Origin of the sequence: Spirillospora sp. NPDC048823, assembly GCF_043198445.1 — a bacterium.
Classification (GTDB): Bacteria; Actinomycetota; Actinomycetes; order Streptosporangiales; family Streptosporangiaceae; genus Spirillospora.
On record NZ_JBICUT010000018.1, the window covers coordinates 93,803 to 118,602 of the forward strand.

Below are 24,800 nucleotides of genomic sequence, written 5' to 3' on the forward strand. Positions count from 1 at the left end.
GGCCCTCCGCCCTCGATCGTGCGTCCGAGCGTCGCCCGGGGCGCTCTCCGGCCGGTCGAGGGCCGCTGGACCGCGGGCGCCGGCGCCGCCGCCGCGCGGGCGTGCTCCGCCGGATGACGGTGAAATGACCGGCCAGCGCCGTTTCGGACAACATTTCGTTTCCGGCAGATTTCGTCCTGGCCGATTAGCATTAGTTGCCGAAAGTCTCGGGTTTACCGGAGTCTGTCATGGTCGGTCCAGATCCGGCCATACAAGCGCCGTGCATTGTTAACTACGATCGAGCGGTCGATGAATCACACTGGGGGTTCAGTTGTCAATGATCGCCAGGCTTACCGGCAAGACCGCGCCGCAGGTAGCGCGCTGGAATATATCTGGTGCCAGCTATTGGGTCGCAGATGGCTTCGCCTGGTCGCTGCGCGAGCAATCTTCGAGTGCACCCCAAGGCGCCGCTGTGCATGGTGTGGCGGTCATTGAGGCAGGCGGCCGCCAGGCCGGCGATTCCTGGGAACGCACTGAGTAGCCGCCTAGTCGCATGATGTGCGACGTGGACTGATAAGCCTATGGAGTGATCGTCTTGAAATCAAGGGTGCTCCGCTTCTTTTCTGAGTGAGATATCTATGGCCAGTCGTATAGGCGGTGACTTATTGCCTGATTCACTGATCGCGCTGACAATCCTTGCGTGTTGATCGTTCTGGGGTTAGAGGGTGTCCATGATGAACGGGATCAGGAGGTGAATGGCGCATGCATTTTCGGATTCTCGGCCCAATGTGGGTGGCCAGTGGCGGGGTGGAGATAACTCCGACCGCGCCCAAGGTGCGGCAAGTGCTCGCGTTCCTGCTGGTGCGGTCCGGAAAGCTCGTCCAGGTGGGTGAACTGATCGATGAGCTGTGGGGGGAGGAGCCGCCCAACAGTGCGATGACGACCCTGCAGACGTACATATACAAGCTGCGGAAGGACGTGCTGGAGCACTGTCCCTCGGCCGAGCTGCACACGAGGATCTCCGGGTACCTGCTCGACGTCCCCGCCGAGCTGGGCGACCTGCTCCGGTTCGAGCGCCTGGCTCAGGAGGGACGAGCGGCGCTTGAGGAGGGGGACGCGGCCAGCGCCTCGACCCTGCTGTCGGAGGCCCTGACCGTGTGGCGCGGTCCGGCGCTCGCCGACGTCTCCGTCGGGGACATCCTGTCGGCCCATGTGACACGCCTTGAAGAGGAGCGACTGCGCGTCCTGGAACAGCGGATCACCGCCGACCTCGAACTGGGGCGGCACCAGCAGCTGGTGAGCGAGCTGAAGATGCTGGTGTCCGAGCAGCCGCTGAACGAGCGCTTCCACGGTCATCTGATGGTCGCGCTCGACCGGTCGGGGCGCCGCTACGAGGCGCTTGAGGTGTATCAGGGGTTGCGCCGGATGCTCGTCGACGAACTCGGCATGGAGCCCTCGGCGACGGTGCAGCGGTTGCACCTGACCCTGCTCAACTCCGAGGAGGCGGAGGAGCCGGAGGACAGGGCGCCTTCCGGACCGTCCGCGGTGGTGGCGGTGTCGTCCGGTTCGCTGCCGTCACCGGCGCAGCTCCCCGCGGACATCCCGGACTTCATCGGCAGGGCGGACGTACTGGAGAGCGTCTGCACCGGCCTGCTCGCCGCGGGAAGGGAGGGCACGGCCGGCCGGACGGTGTGCGTGTCCGGCATGCCCGGCGCCGGGAAGACCACCCTGGCGTTGCGCACGGGTCACGCGATCCGCGCCGAGTTCCCCGACGGCCAGCTGTACGCCGACCTCCGCGGCACCGCTGAGCATCCCGCCGACCCGCGCCCGATCCTGGAGGGCTTCCTCCGCGCGGTCGGGGTGCCGGCCCGGGAGATGCCGGACGGTCTGGAGGAGCGCTCCAACCTCTTCCGCACCTGGACGATGGGCCGCCGGATCCTGGTGGTGCTCGACGACGCGTCCTCGGTTCCGCAGGTCGCGCCGCTGATGCCGGCGTCGCCGGGCAGCTCGGTCCTCGTCACCAGCCGGTGGGGCCTGTACAGCCTGCCCGGGGTACGGCACGTGCTGCTGGAGGAGATGCCCGAGGAGGAGGCGGTCGAGCTGATCGAGGCCGCGAGCGGACGGCGGTACGCGGGTTCCGAGCGGCGCTTCGCGGAGCGGGCCGCCGCACTGTGCGGCCGGCTGCCGGTCGCGATGCGCAGCCTGGGCTCCCGGCTGGCGGCCACCCGCAACTGGCCGATCGGCAAGCTGGTCAAGCGGCTGGAGCCGGACGCCGGGCGGCTGGACCTGCTCGCCTTCGCCGACCTGGACGTCCGGTCCCGCTACGCGGCCAGCTACCTGCGCCTGGAACCGCAGGACCGCAGCATCTTCCGGCTGGTCAGCCTGCTGCCGCCCACGGAGTTCACCGCCGACGTCGCCGCCCGGCTGGTCGGCTCCGGAACCGATCTGGTGGAGGCCAAGCTCGTCCGGCTGGCGAGCTGCAACCTGCTGTCGGTGGCCGACGCCAGCGCCGGCGAGATCCGCTACCGGATGCACGAGCTGATCCGCCTCTACGCCCGCGAACGCCTCGACCAGGACTTCCTGGAGCCGATGCGCGCGCAGGCCCACACCGAGGGCATCCCCCTCGGCCGGTCGCTGCCCGGCCCGCGAGCGGGTGAGGTCCCCGCGCTCGAGGCCGGCGAGCCGCAGCGCGGGGACGGCCACGAGCCGCCCCGCGACGACGGCTACGAGCAGCAGCTGCGCCGGCGGCTCCAGCGCAACGGGGAGCCGCGGTCCCATCACGCCAACGGGCTGGCCGGCCAGGGCGCCGGGTAGCCGGCCGGGCGCCCGCCGATCGGGCGCCCGCCGATCGGACTCGAGCTGTATCCGGCCCTGCCTCCAAGCCGGATCCAGCGGGGTTCAAGTCCTCACCGCGACAGTGGCCGTATCGGCTCCGGAAAGGTGAGGACAGTGTCCAGATTCACGGTGGATGACATCAGAAGGATCCTGCGGGACTGCGCGGGCGAGCCGGACTCCGTCAGCCTGGAGGACGACATCGGCGCCATCAGCTTCGAGCAGATGGGCTACGACTCGCTGGCCGTGCTGGAGATGGCGGCGCGGATCCAGCAGGAATTCCTGGTGGCAATTCCCGACGAGACCGTCTCCGAGCTCCCCACCCCCGACGCCGTCGTCGGCTATGTCGGTCCCCGCCTCGCCGCGTGAGCGCCGGGCCGGCGACGCTCTCGGCCGGGTGCACGTCCTGGTCTACGCGAGCGCGCCGGGCGGCGACGCGCGGGCGGTCGAGGAGGCTTACCACACGATCAGCCGTGATCTCGAAGGAACGCCCGGGCTGCTGGGCAACGTCCTGCTCCGGTCGCTGGCCGACCCGGGTTCCTTCGCGGTGATGAGCGAATGGCGCGACGCGGCGGCGTTCCGCGAGTGGGAGAGGACGGCCTCCCACCGCGACACGACGGCCCCGCTGCGCCCCCTGCAGAACGCCGCCGCCGGTGCGGCCGCGACGTTCGGCGTGTACGAGGTGGTCGCCGCCTACTGAGCCCATCCGCCTACTGAGCCCATCCGCCTACTGAGCCCATCCGCGACCTGGGCGGCCTTCCCGGGTGGCCGGGGACACCAGCCGTCCTCAAGCGGGCCGGGGCACGGTGTGGCCGATCCGATCAAGAACCCATCTGGAGGGCCGCTCATTGGACGGGATGCTGAAGCGACGGGACGCGCTGAAACTGGGCGCGGTCGGTGTCACGGGACTGGCCGTGCCGGGCGGCCTCGGAGCGGCCTCCCTGCGCCGGATCCGCGAGACGGCGGCGCCGGAGGCGTTCTCGGTGCCGCTGGCACTGCCGCACCGGGCGACGCCGGTGCGGCGGACGTGGACGACGGACTACTACGAGATGACCGTCCGGGAGGCCGAGGCCCAGATCCTGCCCGGCGTCCAGACGAAGATCATGGGGTATGACGGCCGGTTCCCCGGCCCGGTCGTCCACGCCCTGAAGGGCCGCCGGGTCGTGATCCGGCAGACGAACGCCCTGGACATGCCCACCAACGTGCACCTGCACGGCGGCCACAACCCGGTGAGCAGCGACGGCTATCCGTCCGACCTGATCGAACCCGGCGCGTCCCGCGACTACGAGTACCCGAACGAGCAGCCCGCGGCGACCCTCTGGTACCACGACCACACGCACCACATGTCCGCCGACATGATCTTCCGCGGCCTGTCGGGGACGTACATCATCACCGACCCGGCGGAGCTGCGGCTCGGGCTGCCCGCCGGCCGCCACGACGTCCCGATCACCCTGCGCGACATCCGGTTCGACGACGCGGGGCAGATCCTCTTCGAGATGGACGACTTCCAGTTCCGCAACACGGTCCTGGTCAACGGGCGTCCGCAGCCGTACTTCGAGGTTTCCGCGCGCAAGTACCGGCTGCGCCTCATCAACACCTCCAACCTGCGGTTCTTCTCCCTGGGGCTGAGCACGGGCACGGAGATGACCGTCGTGGCGTCCGACGGCGGGCTGCTGCCGGCGCCGCGTCCGGTCACGAACGTCATGCTGTCGCCGGGCGAGCGCGCCGACGTGGTCGTCGACTTCGGCGCCCACGACCCCGGGACCCGGATCGTGCTCGTCAACGAGTTCGGGACGGACGACGCGACGCGCAACATCATGCGGTTCGACGTCGGGCGGCGGGTCTGGGACCCCAGCCGGATCCCGGTGTCGCCGGTGGACGCCCCCGACCTCGGGGAGGCCCAGGTGACACGGGACGTGCACTTCGGCTTCGACCCGCAGAAGGGGGGCTGGCTCATCGACGGCAAGACGTTCGACATGGACCGCGTCGACATGAGGATCCGGCGCGGCGACACCGAGATCTGGCGCGTGCACAACACGGGCGCCGGCCCGTCCGTGCCGCACAACATGCACCTGCACGGCACGTCGTTCGAGGTGCTGGACCGCGACGGGCAGGCGGTGGCGGCCCACGAGACCGGGCCGAAGGACACCGTGTACGTCGGCCACGGCAGCACCGTCCGCATCAAGGTCCGGTACGACCGCCACCTGGGCCGCTACCTGTACCACTGCCACCTGATCGACCACTCGTCGATGGGGATGATGGCGCAGGCGGAGATCGTCTGACGGCGTCTGACGGCGTCTGACGGATATATCGGGATCGGATCGGGGCCGGGATCGGGGACCGGCGGCCGGGCACCGGCGACCGGCGGGCGCGGACCGGGGACACCAGCGGTCCACCAGAGCGGTTCTAGGCCGGGTCGGCAGCATTCGAGCCACCACGACCACGTCCATGGAGGGACACCAGCATGGCTGGACACACCGACAACGAGATCGTCATCAACGCGCCGATGGACCTGGTCTGGGACATGACCAACGACATCGAGTCCTGGCCCGGCCTGTTCAGCGAGTACGCCGCCGCCGAGATCGTGGAGCGGGACGGGGACACGATCCGGTTCCGCCTCTCGCTCCACCCCGACGAGAACGGCACCGTCTGGAGCTGGGTGTCGGAGCGGACGCCCGACCCGCAGACGCGGACCGTCCGGTCCCACCGCGTGGAGACGGGCGTGTTCGAGTACATGAACCTGTTCTGGGAGTACGAGCACGTCGACGGCGGCGTGCGGATGCGCTGGCAGCAGGACTTCACGATGAAGGCCTCCGCCCCGCTGGACGACGAGGGCATGACCGCGCGCCTCAACCGCAACACCGCCGTCCAGATGCGGCGGATCAAGCGGATCGTGGAGGAGGCGGCGGCGCGGGCCGGGGGCGGTGTGCGCCTCGACCACTCGGGCCGGCGCGTCCTGGTCACCGGCGGCACCCGGGGCATCGGCCGGGGCATCGTGCTGGCGTTCGCGCGGGCCGGCGCCACCGTGGTCACCTGTCACCGGACCGACGGGCCGCTGGTGGACAGCCTGGTCAAGGAGCTGAGCGAGACGGACGGCGACCACCGGGTCGTCAAGGCCGACGTCGGCGACGAGGCCGACATCGACCGGCTGATGACGGTGTGCCGCGAGCACCTCGGCACCATCGACGTGATCGTCAACAACGCCGGCAGCATCAGCCACATCCCGTTCGGCGAGCTGGACGTCGCCGAATGGCGCCGGGTGCTGGACGTCAACCTCACCGGAACGTTCCTGGTCGTGCAGAAGGCCCTGCCGATCCTGTCGCCGGGCGCCTCGATCATCAACATCGGTTCCAAGGTGGCCACGGTCGGGATCCCGCTGCGGGCCCACTACACCGCGTCCAAGGCGGGCCTGATCGGGCTGACCCGCTCGCTGTCGAAGGAGCTCGGCCCGAAGGGGTACCGGGTCAACCTCGTCGCGCCGGGGCCGATCGAGACGGAGGAGGAGGTGACGCCGGAGATCCGCGAGCGGTACGAGCGGCTCACCTCGGTGGGCCGGCTCGGGGTGGTCGGCGACGTCGCGGGACCGGTGCTGTTCCTGGCCAGCGACCTGGGCGCCTTCATCACCGGAGAGACGATCAACGTCGACGGAGGTATCTGAGATGCGGGACGAGGCGGGCATCTTCCGCGTCATGCTCCGGATGTGCATTCACCCGGGCATGGAGCGGGAGTTCGAGGACACCTGGCACCGGGTCGGGCACGCGATCACCGAGCATCCCGCGAACATCCGGCAGTGGCTGTCGCGGGAGGACGGGGACGACAACGCCTACTTCGTCGTCAGCGACTGGGTCGACGAGCCGGGGTTCCGCGAGTTCGAGCAGAGCGCGCAGCATCTGGAGCACCGCACCAAACTGCACCCGTTCCGGGCCTCGGCGTCGATGGTGACGATGCAGGTGGTCTTCGAGATGACCGGCCAGGCGACCGCCGCCGAGCCGGTACGGCCGTAACCGGGAGGTGGGGAGAGTGGACCGCAGGGAGATGCTGCGCAAGGGCGGCCGCTGGCTGCCCGCGGCCGGTGCGACCGCCGTGCTGGCCTCCGCGGTGGCCCCGAGCCGGGCGGACGCGCAGACCTGGAACGCGCATCCGCTGGCGGGGACGTGGCTGACGGAGGTCACCGTCGCCGGGTCGGGCCGGCCGCCGGAGAAGGGGATGTTCTCCTTCGGGCAGGACGGCCTCGTGTCCGGCACCGACGCGTCGATGGTCACCGGGTTCGGCACCTGGCGGGCCACCGGCACGCGGACGTTCGAGATCGAGTACCGGCACTACGTGATCGCCGACGGGCAGATCGGCGGGATGGTCGTGGTCGCGATGACCGGGACCGTCACGTCCACCACACGGCTGGAGGAGAGCGGGACGGCGCAGTTCCTCGACCCCGCCGGCAACGTGGTGCTGACCCATGAGGCCACCGCGACCGGGACCCGGTTCGGGTTCCCGCCGTGGAGGCTCGGCTCCTGACGGCACCTCATCGAGGACGAGGCCGGGCGCGAACCGCGCCCGGCCTCGACGCCTGTCCGCCCCCGGGCGTGGCCTCGACGGCCGCGCGATCTCGCCTCGACGGCGCGTCCGGGCCGCCCAGCCGCTCTCGATCACGCGTCGAGGGCACCGGCGCAGGGTGCCCGTAGGTGCGGATGCCGCCCGGGTCCGCGGTGGGTGAGCCGAATCGGAGGAAGCCGTGCTCGAGAACGCGCTGATCGTCGTGGGCCTCACGGGGAGCGGGCTCACCGCGGGCGTGCTGCTGGCCGTCGCCATCAGCGTGGTGCCGGCGATGGCGGCGGTGTCGCCGCCGCTGTACGTGCGCTTCCACCAGTTGCTCGGCCGCAACTGGGACCCGACGATGCCCGCGATCGTCCTCACGTCCGCGCTGACGTGCGTCACGCTCGCGGTCGTCGCGGGCGGTGACGGGTCCCGGGTGCTGTTCGGCTGCGCCGCGGCGCTGCTGGTCGCCGTCTCCGGGGTGTCTCACCTGCTGAACGTCCCGCTGAACCGGCAGGTCAAGGGGCTGGACCCGGACGAGCCGCTGCCCGCGGACTGGCGGGACCCCCGCGCGGAGTGGCGCCGGTGGCATCTGCTGCGCACCGGGCTGGCGATCGCCGCCCTGCTGCTGAACGCCCTGGCCGTGGTGGCCTGAACAGTGGTGGCCTGAACAGTGGTGGCCTGAACAGTGGTGGCCTGAACAGAGGAGCGAGCCGATGAGCACTGCGCCGATCAACCCTGCGCCGACGAACCCTGTGCCGACGAACCCTGTGCCGACCAACCCTGCGCCGGCCAACCCCGCCGGAAAGCCGGGAAAGAACCATGAGGTCGCGTTCATCGGGCTGGGGGTGATGGGCGCCGGGATGGCGACCCGGCTGCTGGAGACCGGCCGTTCGGTGCGCGTCTACAACCGCACGCCGGAGAAGGCGGCGCCGGTGGTCGAGGCCGGGGCGCGGGCGGCGCGGACGGCGGCCGACGCGGCGCGGGGCGCGGACGTGGTGATCGTCAGCCTCGCCGACGAGGACGCGGTCGAGAAGGTGCTGTTCGGGGACGCGGTCCACGGGCTGGCCCCGGGAACCCCGGTCATCGACACCTCAACCGTCACCCCCGCGTTCGCCCGGGAGGCCGCCGGCCGGCTCGCCGGACTGGGGGCGCGCCGGGTCGAGGCGTGCGTGCTCGGCAACCCGCTGCAGGCCAGGTCCGGCGAGATGCGGGTGATGGCCGCCGGCGACCGGGCGGACGTGGACGCGGTGCAGGACGTCCTTTCCGATCTCGGCCGGGAGGTGCGCTACTTCGGCGGCGCGGGCGCGGCGGCGACGATGAAGCTGGTGCTCAACGTGCTGATCGGCGCCGAGATCGCGGCGCTGGCGGAGGCGGTGTCGCTCGGCGAGAGCGGCGGGCTGGACCGCGACGAGATCCTCGACTGCATCGGCGGCAGCGGGGTCAGCTCGATGGTGATGACGTTCCGCGCCGCCATCATGCGGGAGCGCCGCTACACCCCCGCGGCGTTCCGCAGCAGCCTCATGGCCAAGGACCTGCGGTACGCGATCGAGCTGGCGGACGGCGCCGGGGCGGAGCTCCCGCTGGCCGAACGCGTCCTGGAGATCGTCGCGCGTGCCGTCGAGCGCGGCGACGGCGACCGGGACCTGGCCGTCCTGGCCGAGCACGTCGGCCGCGGCTGACCCCGCCGGGACGTGCCCGCCCGTCCAGCGAGCCTCAAGCGGGCCCGTGTGCGATGAAGACCGACAGAACACCTCGGACATTGGAGGTTCCGATGCCGTACGCAGCGATCCGCTACCGGGTCAAGGTGGGCAGCGAGGACGCCCTGGCGGAGATTTTCGAGGGTTTCCAGCGGGTGGACACCCCGGACATGCGCGATGACAAGGGCGAGGACGTCGGCCGGCTGCTCGGCACCGCGGTCTTCGTCAAGGACGAGTTCATGGTGCGCATCATCCATTACGAGGGCGACTTCATCGCGATCGCCAAGCACATGGCGCGCCAGCAGGGCGTCCACAACCTGGAGGAGAAGCTGGCGCCCTACCTCACGGACCGGAAGGCGGCCTCGTCGCCCGAGGAGTTCCAGGAGAACTTCCGCAACGCCCTGATGCGCTGCGTCTCGGAGCTTTCCGTCGAGACCCATCCGGCCGGGCACTGAGCCGGGCCGGCATCGGCGAAGCAGGGGGCGGAAACGATGAGAACCTCAGCCGCCATCACCGAACCACCCGCCGTCTCCCCCGCGGACGCCGGTGTGGGCGCGGATACGGTACCGCCGGCGCGAGGTCCGCTGATCCCGGCGGGGCCGCGGTTCGCGGTGCTCGGCCCGCTGGAGATCTACGAAGGGCAGCGCGTCCGGACGCCGCGCGCGCACAAGCCGAGGGTGCTGCTGGCGATCCTGCTGGCCCGCCGGGACACCGTCGTCTCGACGGACGCGCTCATCGCCGAGCTGTGGGGCGACCGCCCGCCGCGGACGGCGCTCAAGGCGCTGCGCGTCTACATGACGCAGCTGCGCCAGGTCCTCGCGGGCCTGGGCGCCGCCCCCGGCGCGCGGCCGGCGATCGTGACGCGGTCGCCGGGGTACCGGCTGGAGATCGGCGGCGCCGACCTCGACCTGTCCCGGTTCCGCCGGCTGTGCGATCTCGGCCGGGCCGCGCGGGACGCCGGTGAGCTCGCGGACGCGCTGCGGCACTACCGGAGCGCCACCGCCCTGTGGCGGGGCCCGGCCCTGGCGGACGTCCGGTCGTCTCCGCTGCTGGAGGGGGTCGCGGCCCGCCTCGACGAGTCCCGCGTCACCGCGCTCGAGCGGCGTCTGGAGCTGGAGACCCGGCTCGGCGGCAACGCCGACGTCGTCTCCGACCTGCGCGCTCTCGCGGCGGACCATCCGCTTCGCGAGCGGATCCACTACCAGCTGATGGTCGCGCTGAGCGAGGCGGGACGGCGCGGGGACGCGCTGCAGGTGTTCCGCGAGCTCCGCCGCGACTTCGTCACCGAACTCGGCGTCGAGCCCGGTCCCGATCTGCAGTCGCTGCATCAGGCGATCCTCGCCGCGGACGGGCGCGACCTGCCCCAGTGGGGCGCGTGGGACCGATGACCTGGGACGCCGATTCCGCGCCAACCGAATTACACGGGTCGTTTCGACGGCGTCGTCCCGCCGGAGAAGGGAGAACCATGATTCGCGCCGTGCTCACGATGATGGTGCGCGAAGGCTGCGAGAGCACCTTCGAGGAGGTCTGGAGGAACGCGATGGCCGCCCCTGTCCAGGGCAGCCTCGGCCAGGCCATGATGTGCGACGCCGAGCAGCGCCGGCTGTACGTCATCACCGGCGACTGGGAGAGCCGCGACGCCCTGCGGGCGTTCGAGCGGAGCGCGGGCCGGCGCGCGATGTCCGCCGCGTTCGAGCCGCTCCGCGAGTCGGCGAGCAAGCAGGTACTGGAGATCATCGCCCGCGCCTGAGCACGGCCGGGCACCCGGCGAATCTGATCACTGCGGCGAGACGGGCACTGCGGCACCACAGGCATTGCGGCAGGACAGGCACTGCGGCAGGACAGGCATTGCGGCAGGAGAACCATTGCGACCGGAGAGGAAGGCGACGGCGATGACCGTACGGGTCCTGGTCAGAGCGACCCCGCGTGCGGAGGACAGGGAGCTGTTCGAGGAGGCGTACCGCACGGTGACCGCGACCGTGCGCGGCACGCCGGGCCACCTCGACGACGAGCTGCTCCGCGACGGCGACAGCTACATCCTGCTCGCGGAGTGGGAGAGCGAGGAGAAGTTCCGGGCGTGGGAGGACGCTCCCGAGCACCTGCAGATGGCTGCGCCAATGCTCCCGTACTGGGGGGACGGCGGCGTGGAGCGGCGCATCTACGAGGTCCGCGCGCGGCTCGACAACCTGTGACCGAGCGTCACCAGGGTCACCACCACCACAGGGTCACCTGACACCCGACACCGAACAGGGAGGGACCGGCATGGCCGCCGTGCGGAACGCGATCGTCGCCGGCGCGGGCATCGGCGGTCTGACGACCGCGATCGCGCTGCGCCGGGCGGGGATCGACACCGTCGTCCTGGAACGCCGCTCGACCCCGGACCGGCTGCTGACCGGCGGCGGGTTCATGCTCTGGCACAACGCGCTGCTCGCCCTGCGCGAACTGAAGCTCGACGAGCCGGTCGCCGAGGCCGGGGTCGAGATCGTCCACCACGAGTTCCGTTCCGACCGGGACCGGCGGCTCGCCCGCTGGGACGTCGCGTCCGAGGCCGGGCGGCACGGTGCGCCCGCCCTCGGGCTGCGGCGGTCGGCGCTGAACACGGTGCTGATGGAGGCGGCGGGCGACTGCGTCCGGCTGGGGACCCGCTGCGCCGGTTTCACCCAGGACGGCGACGGTGTCACGGTGCGCCTCGACGACGGCGCCGAACTGCGCGCCGACGTGCTGATCGGCGCGGACGGCGTCCGCTCCACCGTCCGCGACGACCTCCGCAAGGGCCACGACCTTCCGCTGCGGTACGCCGGCTACACGGCCTGGCAGGCGATCACCCGGCTGCCGGGCGAGGACGTCGTCCCGACCGGGACGTTCTTCAACCTCTGGGGCAGGGGAGGGCTGCGCTTCCTGTACATGCGGCTGAACGAGGACGAGGTGTACTGGGACGCCATCACCGCCGACAGCGCCGGCGCCTCGTTCGACATGCTGGCGAAGAGCCGGCGCGAGGTGATGGCGGAGGCGTACCGCGACTGGCCGGACCCCGTCCCCCGCATCATCGCGTCCACGGCGGAGGAGGCGATCCTCCCGATCGGCATCTTCGACCGTCCGCCGGACCGCTGCGGCGGGTGGGGCCGCGGCCGGGTGGTGCTGGTGGGCGACGCCGCGCACCCGATGACGCTGAACCTGAGCCAGGGCGCCGGGCAGGCCATCGAGGACGCGGTCGGCCTGGTCCGGATGCTGTCCGAGCACGACGACGTGCCCGCCGCGGTGGCCGCCTACGAGGAACTGCGCCATGAGCGGGTGGCCGGCATGGTGCAGACCGCGTGGACGATCGGTGCGATGGGGCGCTGGCGCAGCCGTCCGGTGTGCGCGGGCCGCGACCTGTTCATGCGCGCCTTCTTCGACAGGGTGGGCCGCAAGCAGAGCTACCAGCAGATGATGGACGTGCGGTTCTGATGGCCGGCGGCGTGCTCCTCGATGTCCTCCTCGCGGTGTTCCTGCTGCTGTCGGGGACCCTGGCCGGGGTGCTGTTCGCGGTGGAGGTGGCGATCGTCCCGGCGGTGGGTGCGCTGCCGGGTGAGCGCTACGTGCAGGTGCACCGGCTGCTGGACCGGCGGTTCGACCCGCTGATGCCGAGGGTGAACAAGGTCGCGCTGGCGGTCTGCGTGCTGCTGGTGGCCGTGGCCGGCGGGCTGTGGCCGCGGGTCGCGATCGCGCTCGCGGGGCTGTGCATCGTCGGGGTCGCGGTGGTGTCGGAGCGGTGGAACGTCCGGTTCAACCGCGTCGTCGACCGCTGGGACGCCGAGGCCCCGCCGGACGGCTGGCAGGGCGTCCGGGCGAGGTGGGCCGCCGCCAACCGTGTGCGGACGCTCTTCGCGCTGGCCGGATTCGGCGTCGCCATCCTCGGCGCGGCGCTGGTCTGGGGCTGAACTGGACCGAACCGGACTGAACCGCAGCCGCGACGGGCGTCGCCGCGGGTGCCGTGCCACCGCGGGTCCCGTCCAGACCTCGGGCCCTTCCCATTCGACGATAGTCATGACAATAATAGCCATGTATATGATCTCGTTCGGCGTCGTCTTCGGAGGTAGGGATGTCTCGATATCTGGCGTTTCCAGCGGGCCGGCGGGCCAAATGGCTCGTGCTGGTGGCCTGGATCATCATCCTGATGGCCGCGGCGCCGTTCGCCGGGCAGCTGTTCGACGCCGTCAACAACGACCGGCTCGGCTACCTGCCCAAGAGCGCCGAGTCCACCGCCGTCCTCGAAGCGCAGCAGAAGTTCCCGCAGGGCAGGGTCAACCCGGCCATCATCGTGTACGAGCGTGACGGCGGGCTGACCGACGCCGACCGGCAGCGCGCCGCCGCCGACCAGCAGGCGCTGATGCGCACGTACACCCCGGAGGTCAAGCCGGAGCAGCTCGCCACGGCCCGCGACGGTGAGGCGCTGTTCTACCAGATCCCGCTCGTGGCGCCGGAGAACAAGCAGGAGGGCGCCTACATCCTCGACTCGGTCGACGCGATGCGGGAGCAGCTGGGCGAGCCGGCCGCCGGACTCGACATCAAGGTGACCGGACCCGCCGGCCGCGACGCCGACCAGTTCCTGATCTTCAGGGACATGGAGTTCACGCTCGTCGTCATCCCGGTCATCGTGGTCGCCGTCCTGCTGCTGGTCATCTACCGCAGCCCGTTCCTGTTCCTGGTGCCGCTCGTGTCGGTCGGGGTCGCCAACCAGCTCGGCAGCGCGTTCATCTACGGCCTGATCAAGAACACCGACCTGGTCATCAACTCGATGTCGACCGGTGTGCTGAGCATCCTCATCTACGGCGCGGGCACCGACTACGCCCTGCTGCTGATCGCCAGATACCGGGAGGAACTCGGCAGGCACGAGGACCGGCACGAGGCGATGGCCGAGACCCTGCGCCGCTCCTCCGGCACGATCATCGCCTCCGGCGGGACGGTCGGCCTCGGGCTGCTGTGCCTCGGCGTCGCCGACCTGAACGCCACCCTCGCGCTCGCACCCGTCGGGATCATCGCGGTCGTCTCCGCCGTGCTCGCCATGCTGACGCTGCTGCCCGCGCTGCTGGTCATCCTGGGCCGCTGGGTGTTCTGGCCCAAGGTCCCGCACCTCGGCGACACCAAGCGCGTCCTCGGCATCTGGACCCGCACCGCCGCCCTCGTCTCGTCCCGGCCGCGCCGCGTCTGGACGCTGACCTCCCTCGTGCTGGCGGCGGGAATCCTGGGGCTGCTCGCCTTCAACGTCCCGCAGCAGACGATGTTCACCACGACCTCCGAATCCGAGCACGGGGAGAGCCTGATCTCGGCCCACTTCCCCGCCGGCAACAGCAACCCCGCGACGCTCATCGCCAACGCGGACCGGGCGGAGGAGGTGAAGGCGGCGGCGCTCGCGGCCGGCGCCGGCACCGCCGAGGAGGTCGGACGCGTCGGCGGGAAGGTGCAGCTGGCGGTCACGCTGAAGGCCGAGCCCGGTACCTCCGGGGAACGGCAGGCCGTCGAGACGCTCCGCGACCGGGTGCACGCGGTCGCCGGCGCCGACGCGCAGGTCGGCGGGCCCGCCGCGATCGGGCTCGACCAGCTCAACACCAACGTGCGGGACGCGTGGCTGATCATCCCGCTCGTCCTGGTGGTCATCCTCCTGGTGCTGTTCTGCCTGCTGCGCGCGATCACGCTGTCGGTCCTGCTGATCCTGACGGTGGCGCTGTCGTTCGGCGCGACGCTGGGCATCTCGACGCTCGTGTTCGAGTACGGCTTCGACTGGACGGGCCAGGACGCGCAGCTCCCCCTGCTCTGCTTCGTGTTCCTCGTGGCGCTCGGGGTCGACTACAACATCTTCCTCACCAGCCGCGTCCGCGAGGAGACCCGGGCGCACGGCACACGCGAAGGCACCCTCAAGGCCCTGACCAGCACCGGCGGTGTGATCACCTCCGCCGGAATCGTGCTGGCGGCCACGTTCAGCGTCCTGGTGACCCTGCCCGTCGTCGGCTTCGCCGAGCAGGGATTCGTGATCGCGTTCGGGGTGCTGATCGACACCTTGATCGTCCGCTCGCTGCTGGTTCCCGCGCTCACCTACGACATCGGTGACCGCGTCTGGTGGCCGAGCGGCCTGGCCCGGCGAAGCGCGCCGGGCCCGGTGCCGGAGCGTGAGCTCCAGCCGGAGAAGGGGGCTTGACCGACCATGACCGAGAACAACGGCGGTGAACCGGGCAACACCACGACGCTGCTCGGCCGGCCCGCCGAGGAGTACCTGGACGAGGCGGCCGGCTCACTGGAGGCCGTCAAGGCCGCGATCCTGCGCCGGCTCGCGTGCGGGCCGGGCGACCGGGTCCTGGACATCGGGTGCGGCAACGGAACCGACGTCCTGGAGATCGCCCGGCGGGTCGGCCCGAGCGGCGTGGCCGTCGGCGTCGACGTGCAGGAGGAGGCCGTCACGGGCGCCGTCCGCCGGAGCCGGGTGGCCGGCGTGGACGCCCTGTTCCACGTCGCCGACGCGTACTCGCTGCCGTTCCCCGACGGCGACTTCGACGCGGTCCGGTCGGAGCGGATGGTCCAGCACCTGGACGACCCGGCGGGCGCCGTCCGGGAGATGCTGCGCGTCGTCAAACCGGGCGGGCGCGTCCTCATCGCCGACCCCGACCACGGTATGTGGGCCCCGGACCTCACCGACCGGGAGGCGGCGCGCACCGTCCTCACCTGGTGGTTCAACAACATCCGCAACCCGTGGATCGGGCGGCGGCTGCACGGCCTGCTGGGCGCGGTCGGGCTGCGGGACGTCCGCGTCACCGTCATGCCCGTCGTCCTGCGGACCGTCGCGGAGGCCGACGGGCTCACCGGCCTGATGGACGCGCTGCGCCGCGCCGGCGAACTCGGCGTCGTCCCGGCCGACCGCGCCCGCTCCATGCGCGAGGAGGCCTCCCTGCGCGACACCCAGGGCGGCTTCCAGATGTACGGGGCGATGGTCCTGGCGGAGGGAAGGAGAGCCGAATGAGGTCCGGCCTCGAACGCTGCACCGACCCCGGCACGGAGCGCCGTACCGACTCCGACTTCGACTCCGGCGCCGAGCGTCCCGCCGGTTCCAGCGCAGAGCGCTATGCCGACTCCGTGAACGACGCGCTCGACCGGCTCTGGGAGACGGGGTTCGAGTTCGGCCCCGACTTCGCCGTCCACGCGCCCATGGTCGCCGAGACGCTCGCGGTCCTCGGATGCCACGACGTCATCCCGCGCTGGATCGAGACCAACGAGCGGCGGCGCGGCCACCACGTGCCGCCCGCCGCGGGCGTGCTGCTTCCGGAGGATCCGGTGGAGGCGCGCCGGGTGGCGCTCGGCGACTACCGCCGGGTCGCCGACTGGGTCCAGTACTTCGAGTGGCGGCTCAGCGAGCGGCCGTGGCGCGAGGTGCTGGTGAGCTGGTGGCCGTCGCTGATGGAGGGGGCGCTGTCGGCGTTCACCCACGGCCTGATCCGCACCGCGCACGCGGTGCGGACGCTGAGCACCGTCAAGGAACCGAGCGAACTCCAGCTCAACGAGCTCGCGCGCGGGATGGCGTACTGGGCGGCGCGGCACACACCGGTGCCGCGGAAGCTGCGGGCCGAGGGGCCCTCGGTCGCCACGGCCGCGGAGGTCCCGGCCGCGCTGAGCGAACTCACCGCCCTGCACGCCGGCACCTACGCCCGGCTCGCGCCGCACCCGCCCGTCCCGCAGGTGCACGCGATCACGGCGCCCGCCGCGCTGCGCCTGGTGCTGCCGGTCCTGCCGGACGATCTCGCGCTGAGCTCCTACCGGGCCGTCGCCACCGTGGCCACCGCCGTGTGGAAGGCCGTCCCCTCGATGCCGGGCGTGGGGCCGGCGGCGGCCGAGGGGTACCGGCCTCCGCCGGGCGGCGCGCTGGCCGCCGACGCGGTCGACCTCGGCGAGGAGCACGCCATCAAGCTCACGGAGGCGTGCCTGCGCGAGCACGCGCTCAATCCGGACGACCGTTATCTGGCCGCGGCGCACACGCTGATCACCAACTGCCAGTACTGAGGGGGACCGAAATGCCCGCCGACTACGACATGGCCCTGATGCAGGCCACGCACAACGCGCTACGGCGCGACCTGGACCACCTGGCGCGGGCGGCCGAGCGGCTGCGCCCCGGCGACGCGCGCGGCCACGAGGCGATGCTCCTCGGCTGGGGCACGCTGAAGGCGATGCTGGGCAGCCACCACGACGGCGAGGACCGGCACATGTGGCCGCGGATGCGCGCCGGCCTGCGGGACCGTCCCGACGACCTGGCCGTGCTGGCCGCGATGGAGGACGAGCACGCCCGCATTGACCCGCTGATCGCCGATGTGGACGCCGCGCTCGCGAACCCGTCCGGCCCGTCCGGCGGGGACGGCGGGGACGGCGACGCACTGGCGAAGGCCGCGCACGCGTTCGCCGGCGAGGTCGGCGGGCACCTCGACCACGAGGAGCGGGACGCGCTGCCGCTGGTACGGGCGGCGATGCCGGCGGCCGCGTGGGAGAGGTGCCTGGCCGACATGCGGGGCAACGGGCTCGCGGCGCTGAAGTCGGCGCCGGAGTTCTTCCCCTGGCTGCTCGGCGACGCGCTGCCGGCCGACCGCGCCGCCGTGCTCCGCCGCGTCCCGCCGCCGGTGCGCCTGCTCTACGCGAGGGTGTGGCTGCCCCGCTACGCGCGCCGCCCACGCTGGCAAGCCCGGTGAACGTCCGCGCACCTGCGGCGTGGCGCCCTTTCCACCGGCCTCATGAGGGCGGCACGCCGCAGGTCGACGTGGGACGGCCGTGGGGCTATCTGCCTGGAGGCGGGCCGCCGGGGGCGGGGATGACGCCCAGCTGCTGCATCATTCCCAGGTCGTCGCGGATCGCCCAGTGCTCGGCGATCCGCTCGCCCTCGAAACGGACCATGTGCTGCTGCCGGACGTTGACGCGCTTGCCGGTGCCGGGCAGCCCGGATCCCGGCAGCGGACCCTCGTGCGTCCCCTTCATCACCATCCGCCAGGCGACGATGTCGCCCTCGGCGATGATCTCCTCGATGTCGTAGTCGAGGTCGGGGAAGGCCGTACGCGCCGCCTCGCCCACCGCCAGGACCCGGTCCGGGCCGCGCTGCGGGGCGCCGCTGTGGTCGTCGTAGTCCGCCGTGTAAAGGCTCTTGGCCATCTCCGGGTCGGCCTTTCCGCGGAGAATGTCCAGCGAGCGGACAAGGATTTCCTTATTCCTTTCCTGCTGGCTTTTTTCGGGCATGCTGAAACACCTTCCGGGACGTGGAATCGCATCAATCAATTTCGAGGCTAACCAGCCGCAATTATGCTGTCAAGATGTGAGGCATCGCCTTTCCGTTGCTTAGCCGCCGTTTTATCGGCACCCGTCACACTGGCCGGGTGGCCCGTGGGCGCAGCGGCGGGCCCGGAGAGGATCGACGATGCCGAAGTGGACACCGGACGAATTGCCCGACCTTTCCGGCCGGACGGCGGTGGTGACCGGAGCGAACGCCGGCCTGGGCTTTCACACCGCGCTGGAGCTGGCGCGACGCGGTGCGGAGGTCACGCTGGCCTGCCGCGACGAAGAACGCGCGAAGCGGGCGCTGGCCGAACTGCGGCGCCTCGCCCCGGGCGCGGCGGCCGAGTACCGCCCGCTGGACGTGGCGAACCTGGAGTCGGTGCGCGAGTTCGCCGCCGGATACACCGCCGACCGGCCCTGTCTCGACATTCTCATCAACAACGCCGGCGTGATGGCCACCCCGTTCACGCTCACGCCGGACGGTTTCGAGTTGCAGTTCGCCACGAACTATCTCGGGCACTTCGCACTGACCGGCCTGCTGCTCCCGGTATTGCTCGCGCGTCCCGGCGGCCGGGTGGTGAGCCTCACCACCTTCGGCGTCAACTACTGGGGCAAGATCGACTTTGACAATCTGCAGGGTGAGCGGAAGTACAACAAGTCCGCCGCCTACACGCAGGCCAAGATGGCCAACCTCGTGTTCGCCAAGGAACTGTCGCGCCGGTACGCCGGCCGGGGGCTCGCCGGAGTCGCGGCGCACCCCGGGTACGCGGCGACCGACGTCCTCTATGTCGGGCCCCGGATGGCGAACAACCGGATCCAGGAACTCTGGTACCGGTTCACCACGGCGCTGGTCGCCAAGCCGACCGAGCAGGGCGCATGGCCGTCGCTGTACGCGGCCTGCGCGCCCGGGGTCGTCCCCGGCGAGAGCTACGCCCCGCAGGGACGGGTCCAGATCCGCGGCCCCGTCGGCAGGGTCAGGACGCCCGACCGGGCCGAGGACCCCGACCTCGGCCGGCGGCTGTGGCAGGTCTCGGAGAAGCTCACCGGGGTCTCCTACGACGCGTCGGGCGTCCCCGAGACGAAGGGATCGTGACCATGGACCTGCTTCCGGTGAAGCCGCAGACGCCGTCCTTCCACGGCAAGGTCGCGCTGGTGACCGGGGCGAGCAGCGGCATCGGCGCCGCGACCGCCTGGATGCTCGCCTCCCGCGGGGCGGCGGTCACGCTGAACTATCTGCGGGGTGAGACACCGGCCAAGGAGATGGCCGAGTCGATCAGGGCCGCGGGAGGCCGGGCGCTGGCCGTCCAGGCCGACGTGACCGACGACGAGCAGGTCCGGGCGATGGTGGAGCGGACCCGGGACGAACTCGGGCCCATCGACATCCTGGTGACGAACGCGACCGGGCTCTACGCCGAGGACGTCGGCTTCGCGCCGTTCACGGGCACCCCGATCGAGGTCGTCGACCGGACGGTGCGGCGGCAGATGCACGCGATGCTGAACCCGGTCGCCGCGGTGCTGCCCGCGATGGTCGAACGCGGGCGGGGCTCCGTCGTCGCCGTCGGCGCCGCGCTCTCCCGCACCCCCGCGCCCGGGTTCCTCGGGCTGTCCATGGCGAAGGCGGCCGTGGAGGCGGCGGTCAAGTCCCTGGCGCAGGAGGTCGGCCAGCACGGCGTCCGCGTCAACGGGGTGGCGCCCGGCCTCATCCTCACCCGCGTCGCCGACGGGCTCCCCGAACCGGCGCTGCGCGCCAACGCGCAGCGCGCCGCGATCCGGCGCAACGGGGTCCCCGAGGACGTCGCCGAGGTGATCGCGTTCCTGGCGGCCGACTCCGCCGAGTACATGACCGGCGCCTACCTCCTCGTGGACGGCGGGACCGCGCTGGTGTGAAGTCCGCCCGCACCGAGAGAAGCGAGGGCAGATGAGCAAGCAGACCGACTGCGACGTCCTGATCATCGGATCGGGGATGTCGGGTTCCATGCTCGGCGCCATCCTGGCGAAGAACGGCGCGAACGTCGTCCTGGTCGACGGCGTGACGCACCCGCGGTTCGCCGTGGGCGAGTCGACGATCCCGCATTTCCTCGTCCGGCTGCAGATGCTCGCCGCGCGCTACGGCGTGCCCGAGATCACGACGCTGGAGAGCATCAACGAGGTCGACAAGAAGATCGGCACGACGTTCGGCCTGAAGCGGCACTTCGCGTTCGTGTCGCACCGGCCGGGCGAGGAGCCCGACCCTGACGAGACGATCCTGGCCGGCGTCCCGAAGGCCCTCTACAAGGCCACGCACATCTTCCGGCAGGACAGCGACTCCTACATGTTCCACGTCGCGATCAAGTACGGCTGCGTGCCCCGCCAGAACTGGCGGGTGGCCGACATCGACTTCGCCGACGACGCCGTGACCGTCACCGGGCAGAACGGCGAGGTCATCCGCGCCCGCTACCTGGTGGACGGCAGCGGCTTCCGCTCCCCGGTCGCCGACAAGCTCGACCTGCGCGACGACCCGTGCCGGTTCAAGACCAGCACGCGGTCGCTGTTCACCCACATGGTGGACGTCCCGGCGTTCGACCACATGGTGGACTGGCCGAAGGCGCAGCGCCCGCCGCTGCCGTGGCACCAGGGCACGCTGCACCACACGTTCGACCGCGGCTTCTTCTGGATCATCCCGTTCGACAACCGCAAGAAGTCCACCAACCCGCTGTGCAGCGTCGGCCTCGTCCTCGACACCCGTGTGCATCCGAAGCCCGCCGACATGACGGCGGAGGAGGAGTTCTACTCGTTCGTCGACAGGTTCCCGGCCGTGAAACGCCAGTTCCGGGGCGTGCGCCACGTCCGCGAATGGGTCTCGACGGGCCGGGTGCAGTACTCGTCGAAGAAGACGGTCGGGCACCGCTGGTGCATGATGGCGCACGCCGCCGGCTTCATCGACCCGCTGTTCTCGCGCGGCATGTCCAACACCGTCGAGGTCATCGACGCGGTCGCGTGGCGCATCCTCGACTCGCTCAAGGACGACGACTTCTCCGAGGAGCGCTACGAGTACGTGGAGCGGCTCCAGCAGGGCCTGCTGACCTACAACGACGAGCTGTGCGACACCTCGCTGCTGGCGTTCCCGCACTTCAAGCTCTGGGACGCGATCTTCAGGATCTGGGGTTTCAGCTCCAACTACGGGGCCATGCGCCTCACCCGGGCGCAGCTCCGCTACAACCTCAGCGGCGACGAGCAGATCTACAAGGATCTGGAGGACGCCCCCAACACGGGGTTCTGGTGGCCGGACGAGCCGGAGACGAAGGCCATGTGGGACACCATGGTGGAGACGGTCGCGAAGTTCGAGGTCGGCGAGGTCGGCGCCGACGACGCCGCGGACAAGATCCTGCGCATGGTCCTCGATTCGGACCTCCCGCCGGCGGCCTTCGGCTACAAGGACCCGGACAACCACGATCTGCACCCGACGACGATGGACCTCGCCCGCTTCATGACGTGGGCCATCAAGAGCGGCCCGCCCCCCGCGAAAGAGCTGGCCTCCGGCACCCTTGAGGCCATCGGCAGGGCGGCGATCCGCCGCAAGAAGATCTCCTGACCCACCGGAGGGAACCGGCCGCTCCACCCTCCGGGAGCGGCCGGTTCCCTGTTCGGCGCGCGGGAGACCTCGGCGCGTCCATCCATGCGTCGCACGCTCAGCCAAGGATTCGTACCGCGCCACGGCTGTTGCCGTTGTGTTGGCCGTGGTGATCCAGTCAAGTGCTGCTACCGGGCGGCGAGTTCCGCGATGGCACGTCCGCCGTTCCAAAGTTCGGCGGCGTGGTAGGCGAATCGGTCGTAGAGCCCGTCTTCTTCGGGGTCAGGCGTTCTCGCTCTCCTTCTTCAGGGCCTCGTTCAGCAGGCGGAAGTCGCGTTCGGTCTTGACGAGCAGCCTGCCGATCAGCGGGACGAGCGCGCCGGAGAACTGCTCGGAGTGGCGAAGGCGGGTGCCGGTCTCCGTGGCGCTGAGCGCGAATTCGTGGCGGCCGGCGGCCAGGCCCGGAATGGGAATGAGGCGGGCCGACCAGCGCAGCACGACGCCGGGGACGGCGTCCACGACCCTGGCCTTGTTGGTGGCGCTCCACCCGGCCGACGACTTGATGCGCAGGGTGAGCCGCGAGCCCGGGGCGAGCGTGCCTTCCGCCCGGACGATGAACGGGTTCCACCGGGGATATGCGGCGAGGTCGGCGAGCACCTCCCAGACGCGTTCCGGCGGGGCGTCTATGTCGATGTCGGTCATGACGCTGTTCGGCATTTCCAGCTCCTCATGGTCGGCGCGACAATTGTCTCGCGGACGACTTGAGACTGGCTGGTGAATGGCTGGAAGAATTCGACTGTTGACTAATTCCGGTGAGCGTCCGACGATTATGGGAAAGGATATTCTGAATGGAGGCCGGGTAATGACCCACACCCCCGGAAAAGTCGTCGCGCGCGATGAGGTGGCGCCGGTCCGCTGGCTGGGCGAGGAGGGACGGTTCCTGCTCCGCGCCGAGGACACCGGCGGCCTCTACTCGTTCTTCGAGGTGACCACCTCCCCCGGCGGGGGCCCGCCGCTGCACATCCACGAGGCCGAGGACGAGGCGTTCTACGTCATCGAGGGCCGCTACTCGATCGTCCTCGGCGACGAGGAGTACGAGGCGCCGGCCGGACGCCTGGTGTACGGGCCGCGCGGCGTGCCGCACAAGTTCCGCAACATCTCCGACGGGCCGAGCAAGCTGCTCGTCGTCGCCACGCCGGGCGGTGTGGAGGGCTTCTTCGAGGGGCTGAGCGAACTCATGGCGGGCGGCGGGCCGCCGTCGCCGCCCGACATGATCGAGCTGGCGACGCGGTACCACGTCGAGGGGCTGGAGCAGGTGGGGCCGCCGCCGGGCGTGGGCTCGCGATGACCGGGACCGCGGACACCGCCGCGGACGTCCAGGAGGCGAACAAGGCACTCGCCCGGCGCTGGCTTCAGGAGGGCTGGTGCCGGGGCGATCTCGACCTCGCCTCCAGTGTCTTCGCGCCGGGCTTCATGCTGCGCGGGCGGCGCGTCGGCCCGGACGGGCCCCGGCACAGCATCCGCCGGATCCGCTCGGCCTTCGCCGGCCTCACGATCGCCGTCGACCTCCAGGTGGCCGAAGGGGACCTCGTCGTCACCCACTTCACGGCCCGGGGCGAGCACGTGGGCGAATACCGCGGCATCCCGCCGACGGGACGGACGGTCGCCGCGTCCGGCGTCCAGATCTGGACGGTGCGCGACGGCCTCGTCGTCGACGACCTGAACGTCTTCGACGAATGGGCCATGGTCGAGCAGCTCCGCGCCTGACCGCACCCGGAACGCAGCCGGGAACGCACCCCGAACGCGCTCGATCCGGTCCCGCCCCTGTCGGGGGAACCGGATCGAGCGGGTTGCGGCTCCGGCTACTCCGGCTTGTGCCCGATGACGACCGTGTGGCCGTCGTAGTCCTGCAGCGGGACGGTCTCGACGCCGGTGAACCCGGCCTCGCCCATCCAGCCGGCGCACTCGGCGGCCTTGTACCCGGACCCCCCGACGCTGAGGGTCATCGCCAGGCTCAGCATCAGCGGGTTCAGCCGGCTGCGGTCCTCGTCGATCATCAGGTCGTGGACCATGAACACGCCGCCGGGCCGGACCGCCTCGTACGCCTTGCCGATCACGGTCTTGCGCTGCTCGGCGGTCCAGTTGTGCAGCGCGTGGCCGCACAGCAGGACGTCGCCCTCGGGCAGCGGGTTCTCGAACCAGTCCCCGCCCTGGTAGCGCGCCCGGTCCTGGACGCCGAGACGCTCCATGTGCTCGTGGAACAGCGGCTCGATCGGCGGCATGTCGAACACGGTCGCGTTCAGGTGCGGGTGGGCCTGCAGCAGGATTCCGGCGGTGTTGCCGCGGGCGCCGCCGAGGTCGACGAGCCGTGTCCAGCGGCTCCAGTCGATCCGCCGGCTCAGCTCCCAGGCGACCTCGCTGCTGAGCGAGTCCTGCGCCTCCATGAACATGCGCTGGAGGTCCACGTTCGCGTAGGTGTGCTCGAAGAACTCGGCGCCCTCCTTGCCCGGCGCGGCCTCCTGCGGCGGCGCCTGCGGCTCCGGCGGCTTGCCCGTCCGCAGCACCTCGCCGAGCCCGTCCCACGTCGGCCGCATGAACTTGTCGACGAAGGTGAGGTAGTGGCCCATGTAGTAGCGCTTGCCCGGGACGAGGTAGTAGTCGGCCTCGGGGGTGTTGGAGTACCGGTCGCCGTCCCTTTCGAGCAGGCCCAGCGCGACCAGGGCGTCCAGGAAGTCGTGGAGCACGGGCGAGTGCAGGGACAGCTTCTCGGCGAGGCCCTCCACCGTGGCGGGGCCTTCGGCGAGCCGCGCGAAGATCTCCAGCTCCCCGGCCGTCATGATCAGTTTCGTCTGCCAGAACGCGGTGCTGAGCGCGTACACCTTCACGGGCGCGAAGGGCGGCGCCTGGACGGGACTCGTCATCGGGTTCTCCTT

At 71.1% G+C, this 24,800-nt stretch carries 27 protein-coding genes; 24 read left to right on the forward strand and 3 right to left on the reverse strand.

The window, feature by feature from the left end; genetic code table 11:
* Positions 1-765: 765 nt before the first annotated feature.
* The 19 genes from ACGFK0_RS31900 to ACGFK0_RS31990 all read left to right on the forward strand — a co-directional run bounded on the left by ACGFK0_RS31900 (position 766) and on the right by ACGFK0_RS31990 (position 17,743).
* Positions 766-2,793 carry a BTAD domain-containing putative transcriptional regulator gene (locus ACGFK0_RS31900; protein ID WP_392911629.1) on the forward strand — a complete coding sequence of 676 codons (2,028 nt, stop codon included), beginning with the start codon at positions 766-768 and terminating at the stop codon, positions 2,791-2,793.
* A 135-nt stretch (positions 2,794-2,928) separates the two neighbouring features.
* Positions 2,929-3,180 carry an acyl carrier protein gene (locus ACGFK0_RS31905; protein WP_392911631.1) on the forward strand — a complete coding sequence of 84 codons (252 nt, stop codon included), beginning with the start codon at positions 2,929-2,931 and terminating at the stop codon, positions 3,178-3,180.
* Positions 3,155-3,511 (forward strand): antibiotic biosynthesis monooxygenase family protein, encoded by a 357-nt coding sequence (locus ACGFK0_RS31910; RefSeq protein WP_392911633.1) that lies wholly within the window; start codon positions 3,155-3,157, stop codon positions 3,509-3,511. The genes ACGFK0_RS31905 and ACGFK0_RS31910 overlap by 26 nt, the downstream gene beginning before the upstream one ends.
* A gap of 157 nt (positions 3,512-3,668) precedes the next feature.
* A complete protein-coding gene (locus ACGFK0_RS31915) occupies positions 3,669-5,093 on the forward strand; it encodes a multicopper oxidase family protein (protein ID WP_392911635.1) in 1,425 nt (474 codons plus the stop codon).
* Between the two features lie 182 nt (positions 5,094-5,275).
* Positions 5,276-6,469 (forward strand): SDR family oxidoreductase, encoded by a 1,194-nt coding sequence (locus tag ACGFK0_RS31920; protein ID WP_392911637.1) that lies wholly within the window; start codon positions 5,276-5,278, stop codon positions 6,467-6,469.
* Between the two features lies 1 nt (position 6,470).
* Positions 6,471-6,815 carry an antibiotic biosynthesis monooxygenase family protein gene (locus ACGFK0_RS31925; protein ID WP_392911639.1) on the forward strand — a complete coding sequence of 115 codons (345 nt, stop codon included), beginning with the start codon at positions 6,471-6,473 and terminating at the stop codon, positions 6,813-6,815.
* 16 nt (positions 6,816-6,831) lie between these two features.
* Entirely contained in the window at positions 6,832-7,323 is a 492-nt protein-coding gene (locus ACGFK0_RS31930) for a hypothetical protein (RefSeq protein ID WP_392911641.1), read from the forward strand.
* A 217-nt stretch (positions 7,324-7,540) separates the two neighbouring features.
* Positions 7,541-7,996: a DUF1772 domain-containing protein gene (locus tag ACGFK0_RS31935; protein WP_392911643.1), complete on the forward strand. Its 456-nt coding sequence runs from the start codon at positions 7,541-7,543 to the stop codon at positions 7,994-7,996.
* A gap of 61 nt (positions 7,997-8,057) precedes the next feature.
* Entirely contained in the window at positions 8,058-9,023 is a 966-nt protein-coding gene (locus ACGFK0_RS31940; RefSeq protein ID WP_392911645.1) for an NAD(P)-dependent oxidoreductase, read from the forward strand.
* A 92-nt stretch (positions 9,024-9,115) separates the two neighbouring features.
* The gene (locus ACGFK0_RS31945; protein WP_358468118.1) at positions 9,116-9,496 is read left to right on the forward strand and encodes a SchA/CurD-like domain-containing protein; all 381 of its coding nucleotides are present in this window, start codon (positions 9,116-9,118) and stop codon (positions 9,494-9,496) included.
* 36 nt (positions 9,497-9,532) lie between these two features.
* A complete protein-coding gene (locus tag ACGFK0_RS31950; RefSeq protein ID WP_392911648.1) occupies positions 9,533-10,429 on the forward strand; it encodes a BTAD domain-containing putative transcriptional regulator in 897 nt (298 codons plus the stop codon).
* Between the two features lie 77 nt (positions 10,430-10,506).
* Positions 10,507-10,791, forward strand: coding sequence for an antibiotic biosynthesis monooxygenase family protein (locus tag ACGFK0_RS31955; protein WP_392911651.1), 285 nt, complete (start codon positions 10,507-10,509; stop codon positions 10,789-10,791).
* 142 nt (positions 10,792-10,933) lie between these two features.
* Complete coding sequence (locus ACGFK0_RS31960) at positions 10,934-11,233, forward strand: antibiotic biosynthesis monooxygenase family protein (RefSeq protein ID WP_392911652.1); 300 nt, start codon at positions 10,934-10,936, stop codon at positions 11,231-11,233.
* A 70-nt stretch (positions 11,234-11,303) separates the two neighbouring features.
* The gene (locus ACGFK0_RS31965) at positions 11,304-12,488 is read left to right on the forward strand and encodes an FAD-dependent monooxygenase (protein ID WP_392911655.1); all 1,185 of its coding nucleotides are present in this window, start codon (positions 11,304-11,306) and stop codon (positions 12,486-12,488) included.
* The gene (locus tag ACGFK0_RS31970) at positions 12,488-12,961 is read left to right on the forward strand and encodes an anthrone oxygenase family protein (RefSeq protein WP_392911657.1); all 474 of its coding nucleotides are present in this window, start codon (positions 12,488-12,490) and stop codon (positions 12,959-12,961) included. The genes ACGFK0_RS31965 and ACGFK0_RS31970 overlap by 1 nt, the downstream gene beginning before the upstream one ends.
* Before the next feature lie 161 nt (positions 12,962-13,122).
* Positions 13,123-15,216, forward strand: coding sequence for an MMPL family transporter (locus ACGFK0_RS31975; protein ID WP_392911659.1), 2,094 nt, complete (start codon positions 13,123-13,125; stop codon positions 15,214-15,216).
* A gap of 6 nt (positions 15,217-15,222) precedes the next feature.
* Positions 15,223-16,032: a methyltransferase domain-containing protein gene (locus ACGFK0_RS31980; RefSeq protein ID WP_392911661.1), complete on the forward strand. Its 810-nt coding sequence runs from the start codon at positions 15,223-15,225 to the stop codon at positions 16,030-16,032.
* Positions 16,029-17,066 carry a hypothetical protein gene (locus tag ACGFK0_RS31985; protein WP_392911663.1) on the forward strand — a complete coding sequence of 346 codons (1,038 nt, stop codon included), beginning with the start codon at positions 16,029-16,031 and terminating at the stop codon, positions 17,064-17,066. Before ACGFK0_RS31980 ends, ACGFK0_RS31985 begins: the two co-directional genes overlap by 4 nt.
* Positions 17,067-17,077: 11 nt before the next feature.
* Positions 17,078-17,743, forward strand: a complete 666-nt coding sequence (locus ACGFK0_RS31990) for a hemerythrin domain-containing protein (protein ID WP_392911665.1) — start codon at positions 17,078-17,080, stop codon at positions 17,741-17,743.
* Positions 17,744-17,828: 85 nt separating this feature from the next.
* Here the strand turns inward: ACGFK0_RS31990 and ACGFK0_RS31995 are convergent, their stop codons facing one another.
* The gene (locus tag ACGFK0_RS31995) at positions 17,829-18,281 is read right to left on the reverse strand and encodes an ester cyclase (protein WP_392911667.1); all 453 of its coding nucleotides are present in this window, start codon (positions 18,279-18,281) and stop codon (positions 17,829-17,831) included.
* A gap of 178 nt (positions 18,282-18,459) precedes the next feature.
* Between ACGFK0_RS31995 and ACGFK0_RS32000 the strand changes: the two genes are divergently transcribed.
* Genes ACGFK0_RS32000 through ACGFK0_RS32010 form a run of 3 tightly spaced genes read left to right on the forward strand, consistent with a single transcriptional unit; the run spans position 18,460 to position 21,888 of the window.
* On the forward strand, positions 18,460-19,410 hold the full coding sequence (locus ACGFK0_RS32000) for an oxidoreductase (protein ID WP_392911669.1): 951 nt from the start codon (positions 18,460-18,462) through the stop codon (positions 19,408-19,410).
* A 2-nt stretch (positions 19,411-19,412) separates the two neighbouring features.
* Positions 19,413-20,204, forward strand: a complete 792-nt coding sequence (locus tag ACGFK0_RS32005) for an SDR family NAD(P)-dependent oxidoreductase (RefSeq protein WP_392911818.1) — start codon at positions 19,413-19,415, stop codon at positions 20,202-20,204.
* 31 nt (positions 20,205-20,235) lie between these two features.
* Positions 20,236-21,888: an NAD(P)/FAD-dependent oxidoreductase gene (locus ACGFK0_RS32010; RefSeq protein WP_392911671.1), complete on the forward strand. Its 1,653-nt coding sequence runs from the start codon at positions 20,236-20,238 to the stop codon at positions 21,886-21,888.
* Between the two features lie 261 nt (positions 21,889-22,149).
* Here ACGFK0_RS32010 and ACGFK0_RS32015 read toward each other — a convergent pair whose 3' ends face one another.
* Positions 22,150-22,584: an SRPBCC family protein gene (locus ACGFK0_RS32015; RefSeq protein ID WP_392911673.1), complete on the reverse strand. Its 435-nt coding sequence runs from the start codon at positions 22,582-22,584 to the stop codon at positions 22,150-22,152.
* A gap of 145 nt (positions 22,585-22,729) precedes the next feature.
* Here ACGFK0_RS32015 and ACGFK0_RS32020 point away from each other — a divergent pair, with 145 nt between their 5' ends.
* Together ACGFK0_RS32020 and ACGFK0_RS32025 are read left to right on the forward strand one after the other, a co-directional pair.
* Complete coding sequence (locus ACGFK0_RS32020; protein ID WP_392911675.1) at positions 22,730-23,215, forward strand: cupin domain-containing protein; 486 nt, start codon at positions 22,730-22,732, stop codon at positions 23,213-23,215.
* Positions 23,212-23,634 carry an ester cyclase gene (locus tag ACGFK0_RS32025; RefSeq protein WP_392911677.1) on the forward strand — a complete coding sequence of 141 codons (423 nt, stop codon included), beginning with the start codon at positions 23,212-23,214 and terminating at the stop codon, positions 23,632-23,634. The genes ACGFK0_RS32020 and ACGFK0_RS32025 overlap by 4 nt, the downstream gene beginning before the upstream one ends.
* 95 nt (positions 23,635-23,729) lie before the next feature.
* On the opposite strand, the gene ACGFK0_RS32030 is transcribed toward ACGFK0_RS32025, so the two are convergent.
* The gene (locus ACGFK0_RS32030) at positions 23,730-24,788 is read right to left on the reverse strand and encodes a methyltransferase (RefSeq protein ID WP_392911679.1); all 1,059 of its coding nucleotides are present in this window, start codon (positions 24,786-24,788) and stop codon (positions 23,730-23,732) included.
* Between the last annotated feature and the right edge of the window lie 12 nt (positions 24,789-24,800).

What these genes read in the sequence shown, in the direction of transcription:
- ACGFK0_RS31950 (WP_392911648.1), top strand. Translation starts at nt 9,533, where the DNA reads ATGAGAACCTCAGCCGCCATCACCGAACCACCCGCCGTCTCCCCCGCG.
- ACGFK0_RS31995 (WP_392911667.1), bottom strand. Translation starts at nt 18,281, where the DNA reads ATGCCCGAAAAAAGCCAGCAGGAAAGGAATAAGGAAATCCTTGTCCGC.
- ACGFK0_RS32015 (WP_392911673.1), bottom strand. Translation starts at nt 22,584, where the DNA reads ATGCCGAACAGCGTCATGACCGACATCGACATAGACGCCCCGCCGGAA.
- ACGFK0_RS31955 (WP_392911651.1), top strand. Translation starts at nt 10,507, where the DNA reads ATGATTCGCGCCGTGCTCACGATGATGGTGCGCGAAGGCTGCGAGAGC.
- ACGFK0_RS31910 (WP_392911633.1), top strand. Translation starts at nt 3,155, where the DNA reads ATGTCGGTCCCCGCCTCGCCGCGTGAGCGCCGGGCCGGCGACGCTCTC.
- ACGFK0_RS31920 (WP_392911637.1), top strand. Translation starts at nt 5,276, where the DNA reads ATGGCTGGACACACCGACAACGAGATCGTCATCAACGCGCCGATGGAC.
- ACGFK0_RS31960 (WP_392911652.1), top strand. Translation starts at nt 10,934, where the DNA reads ATGACCGTACGGGTCCTGGTCAGAGCGACCCCGCGTGCGGAGGACAGG.
- ACGFK0_RS32030 (WP_392911679.1), bottom strand. Translation starts at nt 24,788, where the DNA reads ATGACGAGTCCCGTCCAGGCGCCGCCCTTCGCGCCCGTGAAGGTGTAC.
- ACGFK0_RS31915 (WP_392911635.1), top strand. Translation starts at nt 3,669, where the DNA reads ATGCTGAAGCGACGGGACGCGCTGAAACTGGGCGCGGTCGGTGTCACG.
- ACGFK0_RS31980 (WP_392911661.1), top strand. Translation starts at nt 15,223, where the DNA reads ATGACCGAGAACAACGGCGGTGAACCGGGCAACACCACGACGCTGCTC.
- ACGFK0_RS31990 (WP_392911665.1), top strand. Translation starts at nt 17,078, where the DNA reads ATGCCCGCCGACTACGACATGGCCCTGATGCAGGCCACGCACAACGCG.
- ACGFK0_RS32000 (WP_392911669.1), top strand. Translation starts at nt 18,460, where the DNA reads ATGCCGAAGTGGACACCGGACGAATTGCCCGACCTTTCCGGCCGGACG.
- ACGFK0_RS31975 (WP_392911659.1), top strand. Translation starts at nt 13,123, where the DNA reads ATGTCTCGATATCTGGCGTTTCCAGCGGGCCGGCGGGCCAAATGGCTC.
- ACGFK0_RS31970 (WP_392911657.1), top strand. Translation starts at nt 12,488, where the DNA reads ATGGCCGGCGGCGTGCTCCTCGATGTCCTCCTCGCGGTGTTCCTGCTG.
- ACGFK0_RS32025 (WP_392911677.1), top strand. Translation starts at nt 23,212, where the DNA reads ATGACCGGGACCGCGGACACCGCCGCGGACGTCCAGGAGGCGAACAAG.
- ACGFK0_RS31925 (WP_392911639.1), top strand. Translation starts at nt 6,471, where the DNA reads ATGCGGGACGAGGCGGGCATCTTCCGCGTCATGCTCCGGATGTGCATT.
- ACGFK0_RS31965 (WP_392911655.1), top strand. Translation starts at nt 11,304, where the DNA reads ATGGCCGCCGTGCGGAACGCGATCGTCGCCGGCGCGGGCATCGGCGGT.
- ACGFK0_RS31985 (WP_392911663.1), top strand. Translation starts at nt 16,029, where the DNA reads ATGAGGTCCGGCCTCGAACGCTGCACCGACCCCGGCACGGAGCGCCGT.
- ACGFK0_RS32005 (WP_392911818.1), top strand. Translation starts at nt 19,413, where the DNA reads ATGGACCTGCTTCCGGTGAAGCCGCAGACGCCGTCCTTCCACGGCAAG.
- ACGFK0_RS31940 (WP_392911645.1), top strand. Translation starts at nt 8,058, where the DNA reads ATGAGCACTGCGCCGATCAACCCTGCGCCGACGAACCCTGTGCCGACG.
- ACGFK0_RS31900 (WP_392911629.1), top strand. Translation starts at nt 766, where the DNA reads ATGTGGGTGGCCAGTGGCGGGGTGGAGATAACTCCGACCGCGCCCAAG.
- ACGFK0_RS31945 (WP_358468118.1), top strand. Translation starts at nt 9,116, where the DNA reads ATGCCGTACGCAGCGATCCGCTACCGGGTCAAGGTGGGCAGCGAGGAC.
- ACGFK0_RS32010 (WP_392911671.1), top strand. Translation starts at nt 20,236, where the DNA reads ATGAGCAAGCAGACCGACTGCGACGTCCTGATCATCGGATCGGGGATG.
- ACGFK0_RS32020 (WP_392911675.1), top strand. Translation starts at nt 22,730, where the DNA reads ATGACCCACACCCCCGGAAAAGTCGTCGCGCGCGATGAGGTGGCGCCG.